Origin of the sequence: Sorangium sp. So ce1153, from assembly GCF_051521595.1 — a bacterium.
In the GTDB taxonomy this organism is placed as follows: Bacteria; Myxococcota_A; Polyangia; order Polyangiales; family Polyangiaceae; genus Sorangium.
The window spans coordinates 2,328,264-2,350,651 of record NZ_CP150361.1; the positions used below are offsets into that span (position 1 = coordinate 2,328,264).

A 22,388-nucleotide genomic window follows, 5' to 3' on the forward strand; every position below is an offset into this window, starting at 1 on the left:
AGAGGGTGAATCAAGTGGGAGCTCGGGGCCGATGTGATCTTCGCGTGCGCCCGGGTCTCACCGCGTGCTCCGGTGAACGCGGACTCCGGTCGTCGAAGGCGGCGCTCGACCCTGGGCGTCCAGAGCGACTATGCTCGCGCCCAATGCAAAGGCGAACGCTCGCCTGTTCTTTCTCCGCTGCTGTATCTCGACGCCGCGCCCGGCGCCGCTCACCGGCCGCGCTGCTCGGCGCGGCGCTCGCCGTGCTCGCGGCGCCGAGCGCCGAGAGCGCCGAGAGCGCCCCGCCGCCCCGCGACGATCGCGCGAGTCTCGAGGAGGGCGACGGCCGCCCACCGCTGGTAGGCACCGAGCTCTTCAGCGCGGGAGTCGATCTCGAGATCGCGGGTCGCACGCTGTCCTATACCGATCTGCTCTCCGAGAACCTCCGCACCTACGAGGCGCTCGGCGTGCCCATGCCGTCCGTTCGCGGCGAGCTCTACCCGCTCGCGCGCAGCGCGCTGCCGGTGCTCCGCGACCTCGGCGTCGCGCTCTCGTACGCGCGCGCCGTCGGCCTCGACTCGGAGGGCGCCGGGGGAGCGAGCGTATCGACGTCCTGGAGCCGCCTCCACGCCGGCCTCAGGGGCCGTTTCCGGCCAGCGGGGCAGGCCGGGCCGGTCCTGTTCGCGACCGGCGGACTCTGCTGGATCGACTTCGATGTCGAGCCGACGGGCGACCCGTCGCGCGACGCGGCCTCGGTGTCTTACGTCACGTTGCGTCTGGGCGCCGACGGCCGTTTCCCTGTCGGCCCGGTCGCGCTCGAGGCGGGGGCGGGCTACCAGGCGCCGCTCTCCATGGGCGCGCTCGCGTCGCACTTCCGCGAGCCGAGCGCCGGAGGCGTCGACCTCCGCCTCGCCCTCGCCGTCCCGTTCGCGCCGGGGCTCGAGGCGCGCGCCGGCGCTTCCTACACGCGGTTCTTCTATGACTTCGACTCCGAGCCCGAGGACGCGTTCATCGCGGGCGGGGCGCTCGACCAGCTCTTCGGCGTTCACCTGGGGGTGGCCTATCATGGGTACTGAGCTTCGCGGAGGGCGCGCGGCGAGCGCCCCGCTCCGCCTCCGCCGCGACCTCTGGACGGCGGCCGCGGTCGTCGCGCCGGCGTTGCCGCTGCTGCTCGCGGCGTGTCCGGGGACGATCGAGGACAAGGAGCGGTTCATCCGGCACGACGGCGGGCCGGACGCCGCGTGCGCCGACGTCCCCGCGGTGTTCGCCGAGCGGTGCGGCGGCGCGAGCTGCCACGGGCCGGGCGAGCCCGCCGCCGCCCTCGACCTCGTCACGCTCGGCGTGGGCGCCCGCGTCGCCGGCCGCCCTGCGCAGAGCTGCGCCGGCGTGCTCGCCGACCCCGAGCGCCCGGAGGACAGCGTGCTCTACACGAAGCTCACGGACTCCCCCTCGTGCGGCGCGCGCATGCCGCTCGGCGCGGCGCCGTACACGCCCGAGGAGCTCGCGTGCGTCGCCGCCTGGATCGCGGAGCTCACGCCGTCCACGTGCAGCGGCCCCGACTGCGGCTGTCCCGGGTGCGTGTGCGCGCCCGGCGCGCAGGAGGCTTGTTACACGGGCCCCGAGGGCACGCAGGGGGTCGGGCGCTGCGCGGCCGGCACGCGCGCCTGCAACGCCGAGGGCACGTCGTGGAGCGCCTGCGCCGGGGAGGTCCTGCCCTCGTTCGACGCGTGCGACACGCCTGACGACGAGGACTGCGACGGCGTCGTGCCCGTCTGCGAGGACGTGTGGAGCCGCGGCTTCGGCGACACGAACGGCCAGTACGCCCGGTCCGTGGCGGTCGACGAGGAGAGGAACGTCATCGTGGCCGGCCAGCTCGAGGGCACCGTCGACTTCGGCGGGGGCCCGCTCGTTGCGACGGGGACGGGCGCCGACGCGTTCGTGGCAAAATTCGACAGGTACGGCACGCACCTCTGGAGCAAGCGGTTCCCGGGCGAGGGCAACCAGTTCGCGATGGCGGTCGAGGTCGATACGAGCGGCGACATCGTCGTGGCGGGGCGCGCCTTCGGCAGCGTCGATCTCGGCGGCGGCGAGCTCGCGTCGCACGGCAAAGACGACGTGTTCGTCGCCAGGCTCGACCGCGACGGCGAGCACATCTGGAGCAGGATCCTCGGCGGATCCGGCGAGGATCGCTGCGACCGCATCGCCATCGACCCGACGGGCACCGTGATCGTGGCGGGCGGCTACAACGGCACCGTCGACTTCGGCACCGGCGCGCTCGCGAGCGCGGGCATGCGCGACGCCTTCGTGCTGGCGCTCGGCCGGGACGACGGCAGCACGCTCTTCGCGAAGCGCGCCGGCGGCGCGGGCGACGACTACGCCAGCGCCGTCGCGACGGACGCGGACGGCGAGATCTTCGTCGCGGGCCATTTCTCCGGCACGGTCGACCTCGGCGGAGGGCCGCTCGAGAGCGCCGGGCTCTCCGACATCTTCCTCGCCAGGCTCCGTCCCTCGGGCGACCACCTCTTCAGCGCTCGCTTTGGCGGCGCCGAGGCCGACGAGGCCCACGACGTCGCGGTCGACAAGGCCAGGGGCGATGTCGTGCTCACGGGCACGTTCGCGTCGACCATCGACTTCGGCGGCGGGCCGATGGCGAGCGCTGGCGGGCGCGACCTGTTCGTCGCCAGGCTCGCCGGCGACGGCGCGCACCTCCTGAGCCAGCGCTTCGGCGACGAGGAGGACCAGCTCGCCACCGACTTCGAGACCGGCGCGCGCGCGAGCGCCGCGGTCGACGCGGACGGCAACGTCCTGCTCGCGGGGCCGCTCTTCGGCGCCGCGGACTTCGGCGGCGGCGCGCTGACGAGCCGCGGCAAGACCGACGTGTACCTGGTCAAGCTCGGCCCCTCCGGCAATCACCTGTTCAGCTCGTTGTTCGGCGATTCCCAGACTCAGGTCGCCCTCGACGTCGCGGCGGACTCAGGAGCGAGCGTCCTCGTCGCCGGCCGCTTCTACGGCGGCATCAACTTCGGCCAGGGGCTGCTCTCGGGCGCCGGCCAGGGCGATGCGTTCGTCGCGAAACTTTCTCTTTAGTGTCGGGTTGTAAAATTGGCGCTTTGTTGTACAAAAGCGCTGTCTGCGGAAAGGTCGCACCCGCAGAGTCCGCTTCCCGTTTGTGCCAAATTGCCTCGAATGGGGCAGGGTGGCCTGTCGCGTGCCGTCGATCTGGCCTGGTTGCTCCTGTTCTCGCTTCGATTCCAGCTTCTCCGCGGTGGCATGCTCTCTGCTCGGTGTGGCCCGACCGCGCGGCAATCGCCGCGCACCCCTTATCGGAGAAGGCCTGTCGAGCCAAGCGGGCGAGTCCGGAGGAGCAGAGGTAATGCGCGTCCTGCTTATCACCAAGATCTTCCCGAACGCGATGAACCCTGGCCAGGCGCCGTTCAACCGCCGGCAGTTCGCCGCGCTGTCGCGCTATTGCGATATCGACGTCTTCGCGACCATTCCCTGGTTTCCTGGCGCGTCCAGGTTCTCCAAGTGGTCAGTGTCGACCGAGGCGCCTCGCGAGGAGGTGATCGAGGGGTTGCCGGTGCGCCACCCGCGATTCCTGTATCTCCCCAAGGTGGCTCCTTACCTGAATGGCCCGCTCTACGCGGCCTCGATGCTCGTCGAGCTCGCGCGCAAGCATCCGGCGCCGGACGTCATCGTCGGCTCGTTCGCCTATCCGGACGGCTTCGCCGCCGTGTGCCTCGCGGAGCTGCTCGGCGTCCCCGCGGTCGTCAAGGTGCACGGCTCGGACATCGACGTGCTCTCGCAGCAGCCGGCGGTGCGGCCGGCGCTGGAGTGGGGGCTCCGGCGGGCGACGCGCGTCGTCGCCGTGAGCAAGAAGCTCGCGGACGGGGTCCACGCGCTCGGCGTCCCGCGCGACCGCATCGACGTGGTGATGAACGGCGTCGATCGCGCCATGTTCCGCCCGCGCGATCGCGGCGAGGCCCGCGCGGCCCTGGGCCGCTCCGCGGAGCGCCGGCTGCTGCTCTACGTGGGGCACCTGCTCCGCGACAAGGGGGCGCTCGACGCGATCGCCGCGTTCGAGCGGATCGCCCCGGCGCACCCGGATCTCGACCTCGTGCTGGTCGGGAGCGGCGCTGACGAGCAGGCCTGCCGCGCGGCGGCGGAGCGGCTCGGCAGCCGCGTCCACTTGACGGGTCGGCTGCCGCACGACCAGGTGGCGCGCTGGGTCGCCGCGTGCGACGCGCTGGTGCTGCCGAGCCATCACGAGGGCACGCCCAACGTCGTCATCGAGTCGCTCGCGTCCGGGCGCCGCGTCGTCGCGACCGACGTCGGCGGCATCCCCGACGTGCTGTGCAGCCCCGAGCTCGGCGAGCTCGTGTCACCAGGCGACCTGCCCTCCCTGGGCGCGGCCATGTCGCGCGCGGCCTACGCGCCGTACGATCCGGAGCGGATCTCGGCGCTCGCCGGGTGCTCCGGGTGGGACGAGAGCGCCCGCGCGTTCTACAACTCGATCCTCGCGGCGCGGGGCGAGCGGCCCCTGCCTGTCCCGGTCTCCGTGCCGGTGCCGGTGCCGGTGCCGGCGCTGGAGAGGCGCCCTGTGCTCCAGCTCGATGCGCCGCCTCCCTCGTCGCGTCGGTGGGCGCCCGCGCCCGCCTCGCGGCGGTTCCCCGAGGCCGTGCAGCTCGGGGCGAGCCAGGCCTGAAGCGGCGCGCGCCCGTCGCCGGCGCGCGGGCGGTGGCCGGATTTGAACATGAAGGCGGGAAGGCGGGAAGAGAAAATCAATAATCTTCCTGCCTTCCCGCCTTCATGTGAATCACTCCGAGGCAAATTGGGCCACCACCGGCGCGCGCCCTTCTTCGCGGGTCGCGCGCCCCTGGCTCGGCCTCAGGCCGCCGAGGCGGCCTTGTCCGGCCGCAGGCGCACGGTGGGGCCCGGGTCGGGCGGCGGGGGCTCGGGGCGCGGCATCGCGGCGCGCGCCGCCCAGAAGCTCCTCGCGTCCTCCGGCGTCCACGGCGGCGTGGGCGCGCACGCGTCGAGCGTGGCGAGCAGATCGCGCGCGCTCTGGTAGCGGTCGCCAGGCCTCTTGGCGAGGCACCGCATCACCACCTCTTCCAGCTCCGACGAGAGCGGCCACGGCGCGCGCAGCGAGGGCGGGATCGGCGGCATCGTCATGTGGGAATAGACGAGCTTGCCGAAGCTCCGGGCGTCGAAGGGGGCCACCCCCGTCAGCAGGTAATAGAGCGTCACCCCGAGCGAGTAGATGTCGCTGCGGGCGTCGACGGTGCCCGCCGAGATCATCTCCGGGGACATGTACGTCGGCGTCCCCTTGATCACGCCGACGTCCGTCATGCTCGCGTCTCCCTCCAGGGTCACCTGCTTGGCGATCCCGAAGTCGAGCACCTTGAGCACGTCCTGCTCGTCGCCGACGCGCGTGATGTAGAGGTTGTGGGGCTTGATGTCGCGGTGGATGACGCCCGCGTCGTGCGCCTCGGCGAGCGAGAGGCAGGCCTGCCGCGCGAAGTGAACGACGCGGGCGGCGGGCATCGGGCCGTGATCGCGCACCAGGGTGGCCAGATCGGCGCCGGCCAGGTGCTCCATCGCGATGTAGAAGATGCCGTCGCTGCTCGCCCCGAAATCGAAGATCCGGATCGTGTGCGGCGACGTGAGCCGGCTCGTCGCGCGCGCCTCGCGCTCGAAGCTGCGCACGTCGCCCTCCGATTTGCTCTCGCTGCGGAGCAGCTTCAGCGCCACGTCGCGCCGCAGCGACTCGTCCCAGGCGAGCCACACCTCGTTCTGCCCGCCCCGGCCGACCGGCGCCACGAGCCGGTAGCGGCCGAGCTTGCGGGCCTCGTAGACCTGCTGGCGCGCCGACCAGAGGCCGTGGCTCGCCGCGGACACGAGGATCGCGGTGGCGAGCACGAAGATGTAGTTGCACGTGAAGATCACGAGCGACCGCGGCGACGACCACTGCGCCGCGAGCGCCGGGTCGAGCGACGCGCCCGCGCCCATGATGATCGGGAAGCTGAGCGCCACCGGGAGCGTCATCCGGAGCGAGCGCGTGAAGTGCGTGGGCAGGATCGTCGCGTCGACGAGCATCACGATCGAGAGCCCGTGCATGTAGTTCCAGGTGAGATCCCCGAACTCCAGGGCCATCACCGAGATCAGCCCCCCCGTGCTCCAGACCGCGAAGACGTGCGCCGCGTCGAGGAGCTCGGCCGAGGTCTGCTCGCGCCGGGCGAGGAGGAACAGCCAGAGCAGGATGACCTCGCCGAGCAGCCGGTAGAGCAGCAGCCGGGTGACGGACGCGCTCGGAAACACGGCCAGGACCACGAACACGTCGAGCGCCGCGAACGTGGGCCAGGTCACGAGCGCCGTGGGCAGGCCGCGGGCCATCGAGCGGCGCTCCTCCGCCGTGTTGGCGCTGCGAAGCCCCTGGGATCCCGTCGAATGAAGGCTGCTCGAGGCGGTCATGGTGCGGCGCGGCCCAGGGTACGCGGGCCGCATTGGAGCGCTGCGCTGGCGGGGAGTCAAAGCGCACGTCGCTTCCCGGAGGGGCGGGTGAGCGCGGGCGCGCGCCGCGCGTCGCCGAGCAGGGCCCGACCACGGCCCGCCGTCGCGCGCGGCGCGGCGCGGCGCGGCACGAGCGGCACGAGCGCCAATGAACGGCGACGAGCGGCGACGAGGAACCCGAGGCTGCTACAGTGGCGGCCGATGCCGGAGCGGTGCGCGTGGGTGACCTCGGATCCAGACTACATCGCCTATCACGACGAGCAGTGGGGCGTGCCGCTGCACGATGACCAGACGCTCTTCGAGATGCTGACCCTGGAGGGCGCGCAGGCGGGGCTCAGCTGGCTCACCGTGCTGCGCAAGCGCGCGGCGTACCGCGAGGCGTTCGCTGGCTTCGACCCGGCCCGCGTCGCCCGCTTCACGCCGGCGCGCGTCGAGAAGCTCCTCGCGGACCCTGGGATCGTGCGCAACCGGCTCAAGATCGAGTCGACCGTCAACAACGCGCGGCGCTTCCTGGAGGTGCAGCGCGAGCACGGCACCTTCGACGCGTACCTCTGGGGTTTCGTCGGCGGGGCGCCTGTTGTAAACGCCTTCCGCGCGCCCGCGGAGGTCCCCGCGAAGACGGCGACCTCCGACGCGCTCAGCAAGGATCTCCTGCGTCGCGGCTTCAAGTTCGTCGGCTCGACCATCTGCTATGCGCTCATGCAGGCGACCGGGATGGTCAACGATCACCTCGTGAGCTGCTTTCGCCACCGCCAGGTGAACCAGCTCAACCAGTCGAGCCAACCGAGCCCATCGAGCCTATCGAGCCTATCGAAGAAGACGGTCGGCGGCCCGGGCGCCAGGAAGAGCAGGGGGAAGCACGGATGAAGCAGCGAAGCGCGCTCGTGATCATCGATGTCCAGAATGGCGTGCTCGACGGGGAGGCCCCGGTGCAGGGGGCGAGCGCCCTGCTCGCGAGCCTCCGAGCGCTCCTCTCGCGCGCCCGCGCCCGCGGCGTGCCCGTGGTCCACGTGCAGGACGACGAGGTGGGGGAGGTGGGCTCCGCCGCGTGGGACATCCACCCGTCGATCGCGCCGGCGGAAGGCGAGGAGCGCGTCCGCAAGCTCGCCTGCGACGCGTTCTTCGAGACCGACCTCGCCGCGCGCCTCGAGCGGCTCGGGGTCGACCACCTCGTCGTCGCGGGCTGCAAGACGGAGTTCTGCGTGGACACCACCTGCCGGCGCGCGGTGACCCTCGGCTTCGGCGTGACGCTCGCCGCGGACGCGCACGGCACCGCGGACAGCCCGGCGCTCCCGGCGGCGGCCATCGTCGCGCACCACAACCGGCTGCTGGACGGCTTCGGCGTCATGGTGGCGGGGCGCCCGTGCGAGATCCGCGCCGTCCCGCTCGCGCAGATCGAGCTCTGAGCCCGTGGCGAAGATCGGCTACTACGTCCACGGGCGCGGGCGCGGGCACGCGAGCCGCGCGCTCGCGATCGCGGGGGCGCTCCGCGAGGGCGGCCACGAGCTCAGGATCTACGGCGGCGGCCAGGCGGCGGAGATGCTCGGCGCGCTGCCGGAGCACCGCCACGTGCGGCCGATCGGCCGAGGCCTCGGCGGCGTGATCGAGGTCCCGCGCCGCGTCGCGAAGGAGCTCGTCGAGCAGGGGGGCTTCCGGCCCGACGTCATCGTGAGCGACGGCGACGTGCCCTCGCTGCTCGCGGCGCGCGCGCTCGGGATCCCGGCGATCGCGCTCGGCCACGATCTCGTCTTCTCGCGCTGCCGCCTGCCCGAGGGGCTGCCGCGCCTCAGGGTCCTCGCGTGCCGCCGCACGACCTGGGCGTCGAGCTGGGCGCGCCACGCGGTCGCCGTTCACTTCCTGCCAGTCGAGCCGAGGACGCCGGGCACCATCGTCGCGCGCCCGGAGCGCCGGCCCACGCCCGAGGGCGCCGCCGAGAGCGCCGAGCCCGGCGCGGTCGTCTGCTACTTCAGCGAGTACGACGCGCGCGGCATGCTCGAGCGCGTCGCGCGCGCCGGCCAGCGCGTCATCGCGTTCGGCGCCCCCGGCCTCGACGTGCCCGGCGTGCTGGCGCGCCCGTTCGATCCCGGCGCGTTCCTCGCGCACCTGGAGCTCGCCTCCGCGGTCGTGACCACCGCCGGCAGCAACGTCCTCGCCGAGTGCGTGCTCGCCGGCAAGCCGGTGCTGGCGCTCCACGACGAGCGCCACCACGAGCAGACGCTCAACGCGCTCGTCGCCGAGCGGGCCGGCGTCGCGGTCGCGAGCTCGTTCGCGGCGCTGTCGCGGGACACCGTCGCGCGCTTCTTCGATCGCGTCCGCGCCGGCGACTTCGCGCGCGTCGATCTGGAGCGCGCATTGCCGAGCGCGCCAGCGGCGATGCGCATCGCGCTGGACGAGGCGCGCGCGCACAACTAGGTGCGGTGGCGCGTTCGCACCCTGGCCGTCAGCCCGGGTGACGCTAACGGCACGGAGTTTGCTAACCATTCTGGGCTGACAGGCTGATCGACCAACGAGGGATGGCTGCTGCGATGAGCAGCAGGCCGGGCCCACGGGCGCTGAACGACGCGGCTGTCGCTGACGCGACATGAACGTCATATCGCCGCCCGTCGCGCCGCGTGCATCGGTCGTCGATCACGGTTCGCGCCGCTTCTCGAAGGAGCAACGAAGATGACCATGGATGCAATACGGCCGCTCGGTGACCACCGCGGCGATCGCGCACAGCACGAGGTGATCGCGTCGGTGCGCCACACCCCGTCGACGGGCCCGGCGCGGGGGGGGCATTCCTTCACCAGGGCGCAAGCGGCTATTCCGGAAAATCCATTCGCTGCCCTCTCCGGAGCCAACGGGCGGCCGCTCAAGGTCGCCATCCTCAGCGACTTCACGCGCATTCCTTACGCAAACGGGGCCGTCTTCCAGACCCGGGCCCTGTATCGCGCGCTCAACACCTGTGGTCACCAGGCAACACTGATCGGACCTCGGGATCCGGACGCCACGGCCGACGAGATACCGCCGGGCACCGTCGCCCTGCCGAGCTTGCCGCTGCGCACCTACCCGGGGGTGCACCTGCCCATTCCCCTGGATTCGGCGGTCTTCGACCCCATGCGGTGGGATTTCGACATCTGCTTCGCCCAGACCACGACGCTCCTGGTCGAGTTCGGCATCTGGCTGCGCAAAATGCGCGGCACCCCGCTGCTCTGCGTGAACACGACGCACCTCGCGGCCGCGTACGACGTGCTCCTGCCGGAGCGCGTCTCCCGGATCGGCGCGGTCCACACCGTGCTCCACAAGACGCTGCGCGCGCCGATGGAGCGCCTCTTCGTGGACCTGTACAACCAGGGCGACGGGCTCGTCGTGCTGAGCGAGGGCCTGCGCGACTACTGGCGCGAACGGGGGGTGGCGGTGCCCATCCACGTCATCCCCCGGATGGTGCCGGAGGACGTGTTCGATCGCCAGCTCGGCCCCGACCCGTACGCGCCGCTCCTCGAGGAGCGCGGGCTCGACCCGCGCGGCCCGCGCTTCGTCTGCGCCGGGCGCCACACCCGCGAGAAGTCGCAGCACCGGCTGATCCGCATCTTCGCCGAGCACATCGCGCCGCACCACCCGCAGGCGACGCTCACGCTCGTCGGCGACGGGCCGGACAGCGCGGCGTACGCGGCGCTGGCGCGGGAGCTCGGCGTCGCCCGCCGCGTGATCATGACGGGCGAGGTGCCGTACAGCCGCATCTCGGACTACTACCGGCACGCGACCGCGTTCCTGCACGCGTCGCTCAGCGAGACGTTCGGCAACGTGCTCAGCGAGGCGCTCTGGTGCGGCTCCCCGACCGTCGCGTTCGCCGATGGCATGGGCGTGAGCTCGCAGATCCAGAGCGGCTACAACGGCCTGCTGCTCGATCCGGGCCGCGGCGCGCTCGCGGAGGACAAGGCGAACGCCGCGTTCGGCAACGCCGCGCTCGCGCTCGCGCGCGATCCGCAGGCCGCCGCGCGGCTCGGGAGCGCGGCCGCGCAGCGCGCGCGCGAGCGCTCCTCGCCGCACGTGGTCCAGCGGATGCTCGCGAACGCGTTCGTGAACGCGCGCGAGCACGCGGCGCAGTCGGGCATCCGCCCGCTCGTCGACGGGCCGAAGGCGCTCCAGTGGCTGGAGACTTTCCGGCACTTCCGCTCCTGGGTCGGCGTCACCGGCGGCCTCTTCGCGTTCGGCCACCTGCGGCCGGCGGCGGCGCCGCGGCCGAAGGGGATCCAGCCGTCGTTCTGCACGTGATTGCGCGTGATTGCGCGCGATGCGTGATGGGCGCGTGATTCTGCGCGAGGCGGAGCGCTCGCCGTCGTTCCGCGCGCCGCGCGCGTGGTAGACCTGCCCCGCGCCGGGCCTCCCCGGCGCCGGCTCGAGGTGTTCTTCTCATGATTCTCAGGATGATCGGGGCGCTCGTCGACTTCAGCGGGCGCCGTCCCTGGCTCGTGATCGGCCTGGCGATCGCCGCCATGGCGGGGCTCTGGGGTTACGCGTCGCGGCTCGAGCTGCGCACGGAGCTCCGGGAGCTCCTGCCGAGCGACAGCCCGGCGTTCATGGCCTACGAGCGCCAGGCCAGGCGCGTCGACGGCGGCGCGCAGCTCATCGTGATCGCCGAGTCGCCGGATCGCGCCGCCAACGAGCGGTTCATCGACGCGCTCTCGGAGCAGCTCGAGGAGCCGCTGCGGCGGCGCGCGGCCTGCCTCGCGGCGTGCGCCGACGACGCGTGCCGGCAGGCGTGCGGGCCGGCGTCGCTCATCCGCTACATGGAGACCGGCACGAAGGACGTGCGCCGCTTCTTCGACGCGAACAAGTGGCTCTACGCGGGCGTCCGCGAGCTCGAGCAGGCGGACGAGGCGATCGAGCTGGAGCTCGCGCTGAGGAGCGGCCTCATCGACGACCTGGACACCGGCGAGGGCGGCGGCGCGAGCGGGGGGCAGGCGGCGGGCGCGCCGGCCAAGAAGGGCCTGTCGCTCGACGACACCTGGGCGGAGCTCGAGCGGCGGCTGAAGAAGATCGACGAGTTCCCGAGCGGCTACTTCTCCACGCCCGACGGGCGCATGGTCGCGATCCGGATCGTCTCGCGCAGCGCCGGGATGGGCGATCGCAGCGCGGCCCAGCTCCTCGACCAGGTGACCGCGCTCGTCGGCGGCCTCGAGCCCGCGAAGTTCCACCCGGCCATGCAGGTCGGGTACGCGGGCGACATCCCGAACGCGATCGCCGAGCAGAAGTCGCTCGTCAGCGAGGCGGTGTGGGCCACCGTCATCGCGCTGGTGCTGATCCTCGTGGGCGTGGTCGCCTACTACCGCTCGCCCTGGTCGATCCTCGTGATCGCCCTGCCCACGGCGTTCGGCGCGAGCGCCGGCTACGCGTTCGCGACGGCGACGTACGGCTACGTCAACACGGTCGGCGCGTTCCTCGGGGCGATCATCGTCGGCAACGGGGTCAACTACCCGATCGTGCTCCTGTCGCGGTACCGCGACTTCCGCGCGCGCGGCATGGCGGCGGACGAGGCGCGGCGCGAGGCGGTCGTCAACGCGTTCCGGGCCGAGCTCGTCGGGGCCAGCGTGGCGGCGATCGCCTACGGATCGCTCACGATCACGCACTTCCGCGGCTTCAGCCAGTTCGGCACGATCGGCTTCGTCGGGATGCTCATGGTGTGGGCCTCCATCGTGCCCCTCGTGCCCGCGACGCTCGTCGCGATCGAGCGCGTCCAGGCGCGGCTCCCGCGCTGGCTGCGCGATCCGGCGCCGCGCGTCTCGGAGGAGGGCGCCGCCGGGCCCGGGGCGCGGACGCTCGCGCGCGCGACCCGGCGGTGGCCGGGCGTGATCCTCGCGATCGCGCCGATCACCCTGGTCCTCGCGGCGTGGGTGCTCCCCGCGTACGTGAGGGACCCGTGGGAGTACAACTTCGCGCGCCTCGGCTCGAAGAGCTCGCGGGAGCGGGGCGCGGGGAGCTGGTCGGTGAAGGCGTCCGAGGTCTTCGGCGGCAAGATGAACGTGGCGGGCGCGATGATGCTCGCGGACACCCCCGAGCAGGTGCCGGCCATCAAGGCGCAGATCCTGGCGAACGACGCGAAGGACCCGCAGGGCAAGCTCGTGGCCGACGTCGCGACCATCGCGGACGCCCTCCCGGGCACGCCCGAGGAGCAGCGCCGGAAGATCGAGATCCTGGAGCAGATCCGGAGCCGGCTCACCCCGCGCGTGCTGCGGGCGTTGACCCCGGAGGAGCAGGAGCGCGTCCTGCTCATGAAGCCGCCGGAGACGCTGCGCGTGATCACGCCCCAGGACCTGCCCGACCTGATCCGGCGCCGGTTCGAGGAGAACAACGGCGTCGTGGGCACGGTGTTCTACGTGAAGTACAAGAACGACGTGTCGTTCTCGAACGGCAAGAACCTCCTCCGGATGGCGAACACGACCGGCAACGTGGTCCTCCCCGACGGCACGCACGTCGTCACGGCCAGCCGGCCGACGGTCTTCGCCGAGATGATCCGGTCGATGGAGCGCGACGGCCCGCTGGCGACGGCGGTGTCGTTCCTGGCCGTCACGTTCGTGGTGGTGCTCGCGACCGGCAGCCTGATGGGCGCGCTCTCGGTGCTGTCGTCCCTGGTGCTCGGCGTGCTCGGGACGGCGGTCGCGATGGCGCTGCTCGACGTGAAGATCAACTTCCTGAACTTCATCGCGCTCCCGATCACGTTCGGCATCGGCGCCGAGTACCCGTTCAACGTCTTCGACCGCGCGCGGCTGCTCGGCGGCGACGTGGCGCTCGCGCTGAAGCGCTCGGCCGGGCCGGTGGCGCTCTGCAGCTACACGACCGTGCTCGGCTACGGATCGCTCGTCTTCGCCGACAACCAGGCGCTGAACTCGTTCGGCTGGGTCGCGGTGAGCGGCGAGATCGCGTGCGTGGCGAGCGCCCTCCTGTTCCTCCCGGCGCTGCTCCACGTGATGAACCGCACCCGGGCGCTGCGGGGCATGTGGAAGGGCGGCCTGCTCTGGAGAGGGAGCAGCCACTCATGAAGATCCTCGACGTCGCGGAGTTCTTCTCGTCGCGCGGGGGCGGCGTGCGGTCGTACCTCGAGGAGCTCGTGCGCCAGGGCAGCCGGCGCGGCCACGAGGTGGTCGTCGTCGCGCCCGGGCCGCGCGACGAGGTCGTGCAGCTCGAGCGGGGGCGCATCGTGCGGGTGGCCGGCCCGGCGATGCCGTACGACCCGACCTACCACGCGCTCCTGCGGCTCGGCGCGGTGCGCGCGATCATCCGCCGCGAGGCGCCCGACGTGCTGCAGGCGAGCGCGCCGTACACGGCCGCGCTCGTCGCGGCGACCGAGCGCTCGGTCCCGCTCCGCACGTTCGTGTACCACTCCGACCAGATCAGCACGTACGCCGCGCCGCTGCTCGACCGGGTGCGCCCGCGCGCCGTCGCGCGCGCCGTGGAGGGCGCGCTGTTCGCCTGGCCGCGGGCGCTGTCGCGGCGCTTCGACGCGACGATCGCCCCCGGGACGTTCATCGCCGAGCAGCTCCGCGCGCACGGCTGCGAGCGCGTCCACCGCGTCACCTTCGGCGTGCGGCGCGAGTCGTTCGACCCCTCCCGCGCGGACGACGCGACGCGGCGGAGCCTGCTCGGCAGGTTCGCTGACGAGCCCTCGGCCGCGGTGCTCCTCGTCGCGTGCCGGCTGGCCGTCGAGAAGCGGGTCGCCCTCGTGATCGACGCCGCGCGCGAGCTCGCGGCGCGGCGCCCGGTGGCGCTGGCGGTGCTCGGCGACGGGCCCGAGAGGGCGCGCCTGGAGCGCCGCGCGGCCAGCCTGCCGCAGGTGAGCTTCCTCGGCTTCGCGAAGGACCGCGCCACCTACGCGGCGCTGCTCGCCAGCGCCGACGTGTTCGTCCACGGGGGCGCCGCCGAGACGTTCGGCTTCGTGCTGGGCGAGGCGCTCTGCTCGGGGCTGCCGCTGGTCGTCCCCGCGGCCGGCGCGGCGATGGATTTCGTGAGCCCCGGCGCCGCCGAGGCCTACCCGCCGCGCGCCTCGGCCGCCGAGGTCGCCGCCGCGATCGAGCGGATGCTGCAGCGCCCCCGGGGCGAGCGCGTCGCGGCGGCCCGCGCCGCGGGCGAGCGGCTGCCCGCCAGCGACGAGCACTTCGACGCGCTCTTCGCGCTGTACGCGGACCTGCTCGCGCAGGGCGCGCAGCGGCCCCGCGGCGCCTGACCCGCGCGATGGAGCCCGCGACCGTGCGCCCGTTCCTGGTGATCTCGCCCGCCTTCGCGCCCCAGACGAGCGTGGGCGCCTTCCGCTGGGTGAAGCTCGCGCGGCACCTGCCGCGCCACGGCTTCCGTCCCGCCGTCCTGTCGGGGACCTTCCCCGAGGATCCGCGCGATGAAGGGCTCCTCGCCGCGCTGCCGCCCGAGGTCGAGGTCGTCGACGAGTACCTGGATCCGGCGGTCCTCGCCGCGGAGGCCGCGGTCCGCGCCCTGCGCGCGCGGGCGCCGCTCGCGGGGCCGCCGCGCGCGCGGCCGCTCGTGGGGCTCCGCCCGTTCCAGGCGCTCACGGATCGCTGGATCGCGCACGCGCCGCACGGGGCGCGGGCGGCGGTCGCCGCCGCCCGCCGCACCGGCGCGCGGGCCGTGGTGGTGAGCGCCGGCCCCTACTCGGCCTGCCCCGTCGGCGTGTACGTGAAGCGGAAGCTCGGCGTGCCGCTCGTCCTCGACCTGCGCGACCCCTACTCGCTCCACGAGACGGGGAACGGCCCGCCGTCCGGCCTGGCCGAGCGCGCGCGGCGCGCGATCGTGCCGCGCCTGGAGCGGCGCTGGCTGGAGGCCGCCGATCACGTGATCCTCAACACGCAGGCCGCGCTCGAGGCGTACCGCGCGCGCTTCCCCGGGCTCGTCGGGAAGTCCTCGGTCGTGCGGAACCACTTCGACCTCTCGCTGTACGCGCCGGCGCCCGCGCCCGAGCCGCCCCGCCGCTTCGTGATCCTGCACCTCGGCACCCTGCGGGAGGAGGCCTCCGCCGAGCTGATCGGGGCCGCGCTGCGGCGGCTCATCGACCGCGAGCGGCTCGCGCCCGGCGACGTCGTGCTGCGGCAGATCGGCCGGATGTCCGCCTACGATCGCGCCTGCTTCGAGCGGATGGGGCTCGCGCCTTTCGTCGAGGCGCTCCCCGCGATCCCGCAGCGCGAGGTGCTCGGGGAGCTCAGGCGGGCGCACGTGCTGTTCACCATGTGCAGCCCCCACGTGGTGCTGCGCATCTCCGCCAAGACGTACGACTACATCGCGTCCGGGATGCCGATGGTCAGCGCCATCGCGACCCGGGAGCTCGACGAGCTGCTCGCGTACCGGAGCGACAACGCGCGCGTCGCGCCGGACGACATCGACGGCGTCGCCGCCGCGCTCGCGCGCCACCTCGCGCGCTTCCGGGAGACGGGCGCGCTGCCTGTCCCGGTCGAGCCGCCGCGCGAGCTCTCGTCCGAGGCGGCAGCGGCCAGGATCGCCGAGATCCTGGACGGCGTGATCCGGGCGGCGGCCAGCGGCCGCGCCGGCTGAGCCGCGGGGCACGCCGCCGGCGCGGGATCTCGAGGCTGGCGCCGGCGCCGCGGCGCCGGCCGTGCTCTAGACTGGCGCGCGGCCGCCGCCGTTGCGTCGGCGCGTGGCCGCCGCCGCCACGTCGGCGCGTGGCCGCGGCGCCACCACCCCTGATCGGAGCCCTGCATGCGCTTTCTCCACCCCGAGCGTGACGAGAACCTCGAGCTCGCCCTCGAAGACGTGTTCCTGACCCCCGGGTACTTCGCCGGCGGCTCCCGCCTCGACACCGACCTGCGCCCGACGGACTTCCCCGGGGGCTCGCACCCGATCGTCTCCGCCAACATGAACGCGGTCACCGGCAAGCGGATGGCCGAGACGATGGCCCGCTTCGGCGGTCTCGGCGTGCTCCCGCAGGACATGGATCTCGACACGGTCGAGCGCATCGTCCGCCACATCAAGCGCGCCGACCCGCGGTACGACACGCCGCTCTCGGTCTCGCCTCGGGCGACGCTCCGCGACGTGCACGGCATCATCCGGAAGCGGTCGCACGACATGGTGGTCGTGGTCGACGACGAGCGCCGCCCGATCGGCATCGTCACCCACGCCGACCTGCGCAACCGCGATCAGTACACGCCCGCGTCCGCGCTCATGTCGTCGCGCCTCATCACGATCCCGGCCGGCACGCCGAACCGGACGGCGTTCCTGCTGATGGAGGAAGCGCGCGTGAAGGCGGTGCCCGTGCTCGACGCCGACGGGCGGCTCCACGGCGTGCTGACCCGCGACGACGCCGTGCGCCTCGAGCTGCTCAAGCCGACGCGCGACGACCGCGGCGAGCTCATGGTCGCGGCGGCGCTCGGCATCTCGGCGCAGGCGGCCCAGAGCGCCGCCCGGCTGCTCGAGATCGGCGTCTCCGCGATCGTGCTCGACACGGCGCACGGCCACCAGCGCCGGATGATCGAGGCGGTCCGGGCGGTGCGGGCCGCAGTCGGCGACGCCGTCCCGCTCGTGGCCGGCAACGTCTGTACGGCGGAGGGCACGCGGGAGCTCATCGAGGCCGGCGCGGACATCGTGAAGGTGAACGTCGGCCCCGGCGCGATGTGCACGACGCGCATGCAGACCGGCGCCGGGCGGCCGACGTTCTCGTCGGTGCTCGCGTGCGCCCGCGAGGCCAGCCGTCACGGCAAGCGCGTCTGGGCCGACGGCGGCGTGCGGCACCCGCGCGACGTGGCGCTCTACCTCGCCGCCGGCGCCTCGCGCGTCATGGTCGGGACGACCCTCGCCGGCACGTACGAGAGCCCGGGCGACGTGATGGAGGACCGCGACGGCCTGCTCTACAAGGAGAACTACGGCATGGCGAGCGCGCGCGCGGTCAGCGAGCGCACCGCCGACCTCGACCCGTTCGAGCGGGCCAAGAAGGTCTTCTTCCGCGAGGGCATCTCGACGTCGCGCATCTACATCCACGAGGGGCGCGAGAGCGTCGGCGCCATCCTGATCGAGATGATCACCGGCGTGCAGTCGGCGTGCACCTACGCCGGCGCGGCGAACCTCGACGAGCTCCACGACAAGGCCGTCATCGGGGTGCAGACGCTGGCCGGCTATGGCGAGGGCAAGCCGCACGGGCTTGAGCGACGTTGAACGCGCGGCGCTGAACGCGCGGCGTTGAGCGCGCGGCGGCGTTGAGCGCGCGGCGTTGAGCGCGCGGCGGCGTTGAGCGCGCGGCGGCGTTGAGCGCGCGGCGGCGTTGAGCGCGCGGCGGCGCTGAGCGCGCGACGTTGAGCGCGCGGCGCGCGGCGCGCGCAGCGGATCGCGGGGCAGGGATGACGGAAGCGTGACGTGACATCCACTCGGTCCACGACGAACCTCCGGCTGCTTAGCCGTCGAGGTCATCCATGCCGAGCGAACCTGCCCCGCGTTTTTCAGCCGTCCGCCGTGCGATTCGCCGGGGGGTCGGCCATACCTGGCTCTCTGTCTTCGGCTGGCGCGTGGAGGGCGTGACGGATCTCCCGCCGAAGGCGGTGCTGATCGCGTGGCCTCACACATCGAACTGGGACTTCCCGTTCACGCTCGGGGTGAGCTACGTGCTCGACCTCGAGTTCTCGTGGCTCGGCAAGCACACCCTCTTCGAGCCGCCGTTCGGCTGGTTCTTCCGGTGGCTCGGCGGCGTCCCCGTCGACCGCCGCGACCGGAACAACCTCGTCGCGGCCGTGGTCGACGTGCTCAAGCAGCGCGACGAGCTCCATCTCATCATCGCGCCCGAGGGCACGCGCTCGCGCACGAAGCGGTGGAAGACTGGTTTCTATTACGTGGCGCTCGGCGCCGGCGTCCCGATCCTCCTCGGTTACCTCGATTTCCCCCGGAAGCGAGGAGGGATCCTCCACGTCTTCTACCCGACGGGCGATATCGAGGCCGACATGGCGACGATCCGCCGCCATTACGAGGGCATCGAGGGAAAGCACGCGAGCCGGATGAGCGAGATCACGCTCGGCGCGAGGAGCGCCCCGGCGAACGAGGCCGTACAGCACCCGTGAGCCCGAGCCGGCGGCGCGGCCCAGCCGCGCGCCGGATGCGCGCTGGCGAGAGCGCGCGTCAGCGCGGCGACGGCGCGCGCACCGACGAGACGGGCCCCGCCGTGATCCTCGCCGTCAGGACGCCCGCGAGCGCCCACTCGTAGGTCGAGCGATCCGTGTACACGACGAACTTGCCGCCCGTCGCGAGGTTGGCGACGGTGACGCCCATGGCGATGAGCCCGGGCCGGACGAGGATATGGACCTCCTTCAGCTTGCCGGGGTTCCGCAGGTGCCACGCCGTCAGCTTGGCGCGGACGTCGCTGTCGTAGCCGGTGCCGAGCTCGAGATCGTTGAACACGATGGGGTGCAGGCCCGAGTCGATGAGGGTCTCCAGGTGCCTGACCGCCGGCTCGATGAGGTCGAGCGTCGCGTACCCCTCGAAGCGCCGCGTGACGACGTCGGACGCGGGCGTGCGGACATCCAGGACCCCCCGCGACGTCGACCAGCGGTCGCCTCGCGCTCCGAGCCTTGTGTGTGCCAAATCCATCTCGATTTCGAGACTTTAGTCGATGGACGGCGCTTCGCCATGCGATCGTTCGGCCCCGCGCCGTCCGCCGATCCCCGAGGCCGGACCGTGCGGCCGGGGCCGCGCGGCCGCGGCGACCGGGCGCGGAGCGCGCCGCGCCTGCCATCGAGGCCGGCAGGCGTGGCGGCCGGCGCGCCCGGCGGCAGGCGTGGCGGCCGGCGCGCCCGGTCGTCGCCCCGCATCGGCGAGCGCCGTCGGCGCGGCGAGCGGCTATGATGTCGCGACTGTTTCGGTCGCCGGCCGGTGCTGGCGGCTCCGCGAGGCGTCTTCGCCCGCAGCAGAGGGACGAAGGAGGATCTACCGAGATGAGAGGACATGAATCGAAGGTGCTGCGGCTCGCTGTCGTGGCGTTCGCGTGCGCGATGATGGCGGGCTGCGGCGGCCCGCTGCGCTACACGCCGCAGGGCATCGGGAAGGCGCCGGGCGCCGACGCCGTGGTCGTGGCCGACGTCAACTTCGACGCCGCCATGACCCGCCTCGACATCAACGCGAAGAACCTCCCGCCGCCGGACCGCCTCGAGGCGTCCAGCTCCGCCTTCGTCGTGTGGGCGCGCCCGGACAGCGACTCGCCCTGGCAGCGGGTCGGCGCCCTCAACTACGACGCCGAGGACCGCACCGGCAAGCTCAAGGACGCGAGCGTGCCGCTCACCCGGTTCGAGCTCGTCGTCACCCTCGAGAAGAACACCAATCCCGAGTCGCCTTCCTCGGAGATCATCTTCAAGCAGGACGTCGAGTACTGACGAGACTGCGTCGCCGCCGGTTGTGCCGGCAGGCGGATGGCGAGAAGGAGCAGCGCCCAGCGGCGAGCTTGTTGCGTCGTGGATCCCTCGCGGGGTACCACCACTCCTCCGCGGACGCTCCGCGAGGTGCCGGCGGAAGCCCCGCGAGGTATCGGCGGGTGCCTCGCGAGGTACCGGCGGGTGCCTCGCGGGGTGCCGGCGGACGCCTCGCGAGGGAGTGACGCACGAGGGGCTGAGATTCAATCGATGGCACCGCCGCCGGGGGAGTGCACCAGGCGCCGCCGCGGGTCACCCAGTAGCGCCAGCGGGCTGCTCGGACGCAGCGGCGAACGACCTCAGAGCGGCGTGGGCTGGGCTGGCTCGTCCCTCTGCGCCTCGGGCTTCTTCCCCTTGGGCGTGAGGGTCGCCTCCAGAATCGATCGCGGATAAGACGGCATGAGACGGCAGCGCTGTTGGGAAAGTAAGCGCGCCCTGATGACGCAATCGTGGGTCGTCCGGGTAGCAACGCACGTTGCCTTCGGAGAGGAACGCTCCGCTTGCTATGGTAGGAGCATGCGCTCCTGGCTCCTCCTCCTTGCGTTGAGTGTTTCAGCGGCCTGCGGATCCTCGAATCTCAGCGGTGAAACGACACGAGGCGCCTCCAGCGGCGCTGGCGCGGCGGGCGGCTCCGACGGCGAGGGCGCGGCGGGCGGCTCCGACGACGAGGGCGCGGCGGGCGATTCCAGCGGCGCGGGCATGACGGCCAGCTCCAGCGGCGCCGGCGGGTCGGGCGGCGCGGGCGCGGCGGGTGGTTCCGGCAGCGCGGGCGGCGTGTGTACGCCATGGAGCGATTCCGGCGATAGGTGCGCGACGACGGCTCAGTGTGCGGCGCCCAACGCCACATGTACGTGCAGTGGCAGCGCCGTGGGTTGCCTCGACGCCGTGACGTTCCAGCCGCTCGATCTCCGCGGGCCCACGGTGCCGCCGCCGGACGGCGCGTGCTGCGACACGGAGGGTATGACCTGCGGCGGGTATTCGGACTGCGGGCCGGTCTGTCATTGCCAGGGCGGCGCGTGGTCCTGCACGACGCCGGTCGCGTGTCAGCCCTTCGTGTGCCCCACGGACAGCGGGGAGCTGCTCCTGCTGGACGGCACGGCGTGTCCGGAGCACGTCGGCATCGAGTGCCCCAGGGCGCCCGGCTGCACCTCCGTGCGCTGCACGTGCGCGCTGAATCCGGAGACGGGAACCGCCTTGTGGCAATGCCTCACGTTCCCCTGCTGAATGAGCAGCGATGCACCGGTTTTCTCTGGCGGGACTCTTCCGCGGGGGCGAACCGTCGCGATCCGTTGGATCCTCCGGAATTTTGAGGAGAGTGTGACGAAGAAGGTGCACATCCGTCCCCGCAGGCGCGCCGCGGAGGGCGACGTCACGCCTGGATCCGCCGCCCGGCCCGGAGCGCTCCCCGCTGCTTGAGGAGCCACGAGCGCGCTTCGGCTTCCGTCTCGAAGAACACGAGCAAGGGGAACCGCTTCGTGAGGAGGTTGATGCTCCTCACGATGAGCGTCGCCATGACGCGGATAGGGAAGCCCGCTCCGAAGACCGCGATCCCGTCGAGGCGCGCCGTGCGCACCCCGTCCAGGTACACCTTGCGCGCCGCCGGCGTGACCGCCCCGCAGCGACGCGCGTCGGCGAGCACCAGCACCTCGCGGCCGCTGTCCGTCAGGCGCTGGAAGGCGTCCACGAGCGCGCGTGCGTTGTCCTCCAGGACATCACCGTCGGTCGCGATGACCAGGAGGCCATCGGGCTCCTCGCGGAGCTCGAAGCGCGCGCCCGCCGGACGGGGATCGCTCATGCCAGGCATGGTAGCCCATCCCCGCGACGCGCGTCCTGCGCGCCGGCGCTGCGCCGATGGCGCGCGCCTCGGCGGGCGGCGGGCGTCATGCGCCCTGCCGCTGCGTGGCCCGGAGCGCGTCTCGGTGGGCGAGCAGCCACGCGCGCGCCTCGTCCTCCGTGTCGAAGAACGCCAGCGGATAGACCTCGCCCGTGAAGAATTGCACGCTCCTCGAGGCGAGCGTCGTCACGACGCGCACGGAGAAGCTCGCCCCGAAGCTCGCGATCCCGCCGAAGCGCACGCCGCGCAGCTCTTCCGCCAGCGCGCTGCGCGCCGCCGCCGTCAGGGTCCCGACGCGGCGGGCGTCGGCGAGCACGAAGACCTCGCGACCGCTCTCCCACACGCGCCGGAACACGGCGCAGAGAGAGCGCGCGATCTCGTCCGAGATATCGCCCTCGATGGCGAAACAAAGAATGCCGTCGGCGTCCTCGCGGAGGAAAGGGCATGCGTCATCGGAACGGGGTTCGCTCATCTCCAGCAGGCTAGCGCATCGGGCTCACGGCACGACGAGCGCTCGTGGGGCCGGCGCGGGAGAGCGCTCGCCGGGTGACACGCCTCACCGAGCGCCGCTCCGCGCGCTGCCGCCGAGCGCGTCGCCCGGCGCGTGAGCCCCCGCGCAGCGCCGGCGCCGGCGCCGGCGCGCGGCCAGCGCGAGCAGCGAGGCGCCCAGCGCGCAGCCG

The 22,388-nt window shown here is 72.9% G+C and carries 17 protein-coding genes and 1 pseudogene; 14 read left to right on the plus strand and 4 right to left on the minus strand.

Features of this window, described 5'->3' with window-relative positions:
* Positions 1–143: 143 nt before the first annotated feature.
* From WME85_RS08000 to WME85_RS08010, 3 genes are all read left to right on the plus strand, one after another.
* Positions 144–1,055 carry a hypothetical protein gene (locus WME85_RS08000; protein ID WP_437836710.1) on the plus strand — a complete coding sequence of 304 codons (912 nt, stop codon included), beginning with the start codon at positions 144–146 and terminating at the stop codon, positions 1,053–1,055.
* On the plus strand, positions 1,045–3,066 hold the full coding sequence (locus WME85_RS08005) for a nucleotide-binding protein (protein WP_437836712.1): 2,022 nt from the start codon (positions 1,045–1,047) through the stop codon (positions 3,064–3,066). Before WME85_RS08000 ends, WME85_RS08005 begins: the two co-directional genes overlap by 11 nt.
* 286 nt (positions 3,067–3,352) lie before the next feature.
* Positions 3,353–4,684: a glycosyltransferase family 4 protein gene (locus WME85_RS08010; protein ID WP_437836714.1), complete on the plus strand. Its 1,332-nt coding sequence runs from the start codon at positions 3,353–3,355 to the stop codon at positions 4,682–4,684.
* Between the two features lie 182 nt (positions 4,685–4,866).
* Here WME85_RS08010 and WME85_RS08015 read toward each other — a convergent pair whose 3' ends face one another.
* The gene (locus WME85_RS08015) at positions 4,867–6,375 is read right to left on the minus strand and encodes a serine/threonine-protein kinase (RefSeq protein ID WP_437836716.1); all 1,509 of its coding nucleotides are present in this window, start codon (positions 6,373–6,375) and stop codon (positions 4,867–4,869) included.
* Between the two features lie 318 nt (positions 6,376–6,693).
* Here WME85_RS08015 and WME85_RS08020 point away from each other — a divergent pair.
* From WME85_RS08020 to WME85_RS08060, 9 genes and pseudogenes are all read left to right on the plus strand, one after another.
* Positions 6,694–7,251, plus strand: a pseudogene (locus WME85_RS08020) (DNA-3-methyladenine glycosylase I); the annotation flags it as partial.
* 104 nt (positions 7,252–7,355) lie between these two features.
* Positions 7,356–7,898, plus strand: coding sequence for an isochorismatase family protein (locus tag WME85_RS08025; RefSeq protein WP_437836718.1), 543 nt, complete (start codon positions 7,356–7,358; stop codon positions 7,896–7,898).
* A gap of 4 nt (positions 7,899–7,902) precedes the next feature.
* A complete protein-coding gene (locus WME85_RS08030; protein ID WP_437836720.1) occupies positions 7,903–8,904 on the plus strand; it encodes a glycosyltransferase in 1,002 nt (333 codons plus the stop codon).
* Positions 8,905–9,156: 252 nt separating this feature from the next.
* The gene (locus WME85_RS08035; RefSeq protein WP_437836722.1) at positions 9,157–10,746 is read left to right on the plus strand and encodes a glycosyltransferase; all 1,590 of its coding nucleotides are present in this window, start codon (positions 9,157–9,159) and stop codon (positions 10,744–10,746) included.
* A gap of 140 nt (positions 10,747–10,886) precedes the next feature.
* Positions 10,887–13,511, plus strand: coding sequence for an efflux RND transporter permease subunit (locus tag WME85_RS08040; protein WP_437836724.1), 2,625 nt, complete (start codon positions 10,887–10,889; stop codon positions 13,509–13,511).
* Positions 13,508–14,692, plus strand: a complete 1,185-nt coding sequence (locus WME85_RS08045; RefSeq protein WP_437836727.1) for a glycosyltransferase family 4 protein — start codon at positions 13,508–13,510, stop codon at positions 14,690–14,692. The genes WME85_RS08040 and WME85_RS08045 overlap by 4 nt, the downstream gene beginning before the upstream one ends.
* 8 nt (positions 14,693–14,700) lie before the next feature.
* Positions 14,701–16,026: a glycosyltransferase gene (locus tag WME85_RS08050; RefSeq protein ID WP_437836729.1), complete on the plus strand. Its 1,326-nt coding sequence runs from the start codon at positions 14,701–14,703 to the stop codon at positions 16,024–16,026.
* 165 nt (positions 16,027–16,191) lie between these two features.
* Positions 16,192–17,640 carry a GuaB1 family IMP dehydrogenase-related protein gene (locus tag WME85_RS08055; RefSeq protein ID WP_437836731.1) on the plus strand — a complete coding sequence of 483 codons (1,449 nt, stop codon included), beginning with the start codon at positions 16,192–16,194 and terminating at the stop codon, positions 17,638–17,640.
* A gap of 254 nt (positions 17,641–17,894) precedes the next feature.
* Positions 17,895–18,533 (plus strand): lysophospholipid acyltransferase family protein, encoded by a 639-nt coding sequence (locus WME85_RS08060; protein WP_437836733.1) that lies wholly within the window; start codon positions 17,895–17,897, stop codon positions 18,531–18,533.
* Positions 18,534–18,591: 58 nt separating this feature from the next.
* Here the strand turns inward: WME85_RS08060 and WME85_RS08065 are convergent, their stop codons facing one another.
* Complete coding sequence (locus tag WME85_RS08065; RefSeq protein WP_437836735.1) at positions 18,592–19,059, minus strand: hypothetical protein; 468 nt, start codon at positions 19,057–19,059, stop codon at positions 18,592–18,594.
* A gap of 344 nt (positions 19,060–19,403) precedes the next feature.
* On the opposite strand from WME85_RS08065, the gene WME85_RS08070 reads away from it, so the two are divergent.
* Both WME85_RS08070 and WME85_RS08075 read left to right on the plus strand, forming a co-directional pair.
* Complete coding sequence (locus WME85_RS08070) at positions 19,404–19,838, plus strand: hypothetical protein (protein WP_437836737.1); 435 nt, start codon at positions 19,404–19,406, stop codon at positions 19,836–19,838.
* A 903-nt stretch (positions 19,839–20,741) separates the two neighbouring features.
* Complete coding sequence (locus WME85_RS08075) at positions 20,742–21,098, plus strand: hypothetical protein (protein ID WP_437836739.1); 357 nt, start codon at positions 20,742–20,744, stop codon at positions 21,096–21,098.
* A gap of 145 nt (positions 21,099–21,243) precedes the next feature.
* On the opposite strand, the gene WME85_RS08080 is transcribed toward WME85_RS08075, so the two are convergent.
* Together WME85_RS08080 and WME85_RS08085 are read right to left on the minus strand one after the other, a co-directional pair.
* Entirely contained in the window at positions 21,244–21,669 is a 426-nt protein-coding gene (locus WME85_RS08080; protein WP_437836741.1) for an STAS/SEC14 domain-containing protein, read from the minus strand.
* 85 nt (positions 21,670–21,754) lie between these two features.
* Positions 21,755–22,180 (minus strand): STAS/SEC14 domain-containing protein, encoded by a 426-nt coding sequence (locus WME85_RS08085; protein WP_437836743.1) that lies wholly within the window; start codon positions 22,178–22,180, stop codon positions 21,755–21,757.
* Positions 22,181–22,388 lie beyond the last annotated feature (208 nt).

Excerpts from the sequence above, each read along its gene's own strand:
- WME85_RS08055 (WP_437836731.1), top strand. The coding sequence starts at position 16,192 with ATGCGCTTTCTCCACCCCGAGCGTGACGAGAACCTCGAGCTCGCCCTC.
- WME85_RS08045 (WP_437836727.1), top strand. The coding sequence starts at position 13,508 with ATGAAGATCCTCGACGTCGCGGAGTTCTTCTCGTCGCGCGGGGGCGGC.
- WME85_RS08000 (WP_437836710.1), top strand. The coding sequence starts at position 144 with ATGCAAAGGCGAACGCTCGCCTGTTCTTTCTCCGCTGCTGTATCTCGA.
- WME85_RS08015 (WP_437836716.1), bottom strand. The coding sequence starts at position 6,375 with ATGGCCCGCGGCCTGCCCACGGCGCTCGTGACCTGGCCCACGTTCGCG.
- WME85_RS08035 (WP_437836722.1), top strand. The coding sequence starts at position 9,157 with ATGACCATGGATGCAATACGGCCGCTCGGTGACCACCGCGGCGATCGC.
- WME85_RS08050 (WP_437836729.1), top strand. The coding sequence starts at position 14,701 with ATGGAGCCCGCGACCGTGCGCCCGTTCCTGGTGATCTCGCCCGCCTTC.
- WME85_RS08025 (WP_437836718.1), top strand. The coding sequence starts at position 7,356 with ATGAAGCAGCGAAGCGCGCTCGTGATCATCGATGTCCAGAATGGCGTG.
- WME85_RS08040 (WP_437836724.1), top strand. The coding sequence starts at position 10,887 with ATGATTCTCAGGATGATCGGGGCGCTCGTCGACTTCAGCGGGCGCCGT.
- WME85_RS08065 (WP_437836735.1), bottom strand. The coding sequence starts at position 19,059 with ATGGATTTGGCACACACAAGGCTCGGAGCGCGAGGCGACCGCTGGTCG.
- WME85_RS08080 (WP_437836741.1), bottom strand. The coding sequence starts at position 21,669 with ATGAGCGATCCCCGTCCGGCGGGCGCGCGCTTCGAGCTCCGCGAGGAG.
- WME85_RS08005 (WP_437836712.1), top strand. The coding sequence starts at position 1,045 with ATGGGTACTGAGCTTCGCGGAGGGCGCGCGGCGAGCGCCCCGCTCCGC.
- WME85_RS08060 (WP_437836733.1), top strand. The coding sequence starts at position 17,895 with ATGCCGAGCGAACCTGCCCCGCGTTTTTCAGCCGTCCGCCGTGCGATT.
- WME85_RS08070 (WP_437836737.1), top strand. The coding sequence starts at position 19,404 with ATGAGAGGACATGAATCGAAGGTGCTGCGGCTCGCTGTCGTGGCGTTC.
- WME85_RS08010 (WP_437836714.1), top strand. The coding sequence starts at position 3,353 with ATGCGCGTCCTGCTTATCACCAAGATCTTCCCGAACGCGATGAACCCT.
- WME85_RS08085 (WP_437836743.1), bottom strand. The coding sequence starts at position 22,180 with ATGAGCGAACCCCGTTCCGATGACGCATGCCCTTTCCTCCGCGAGGAC.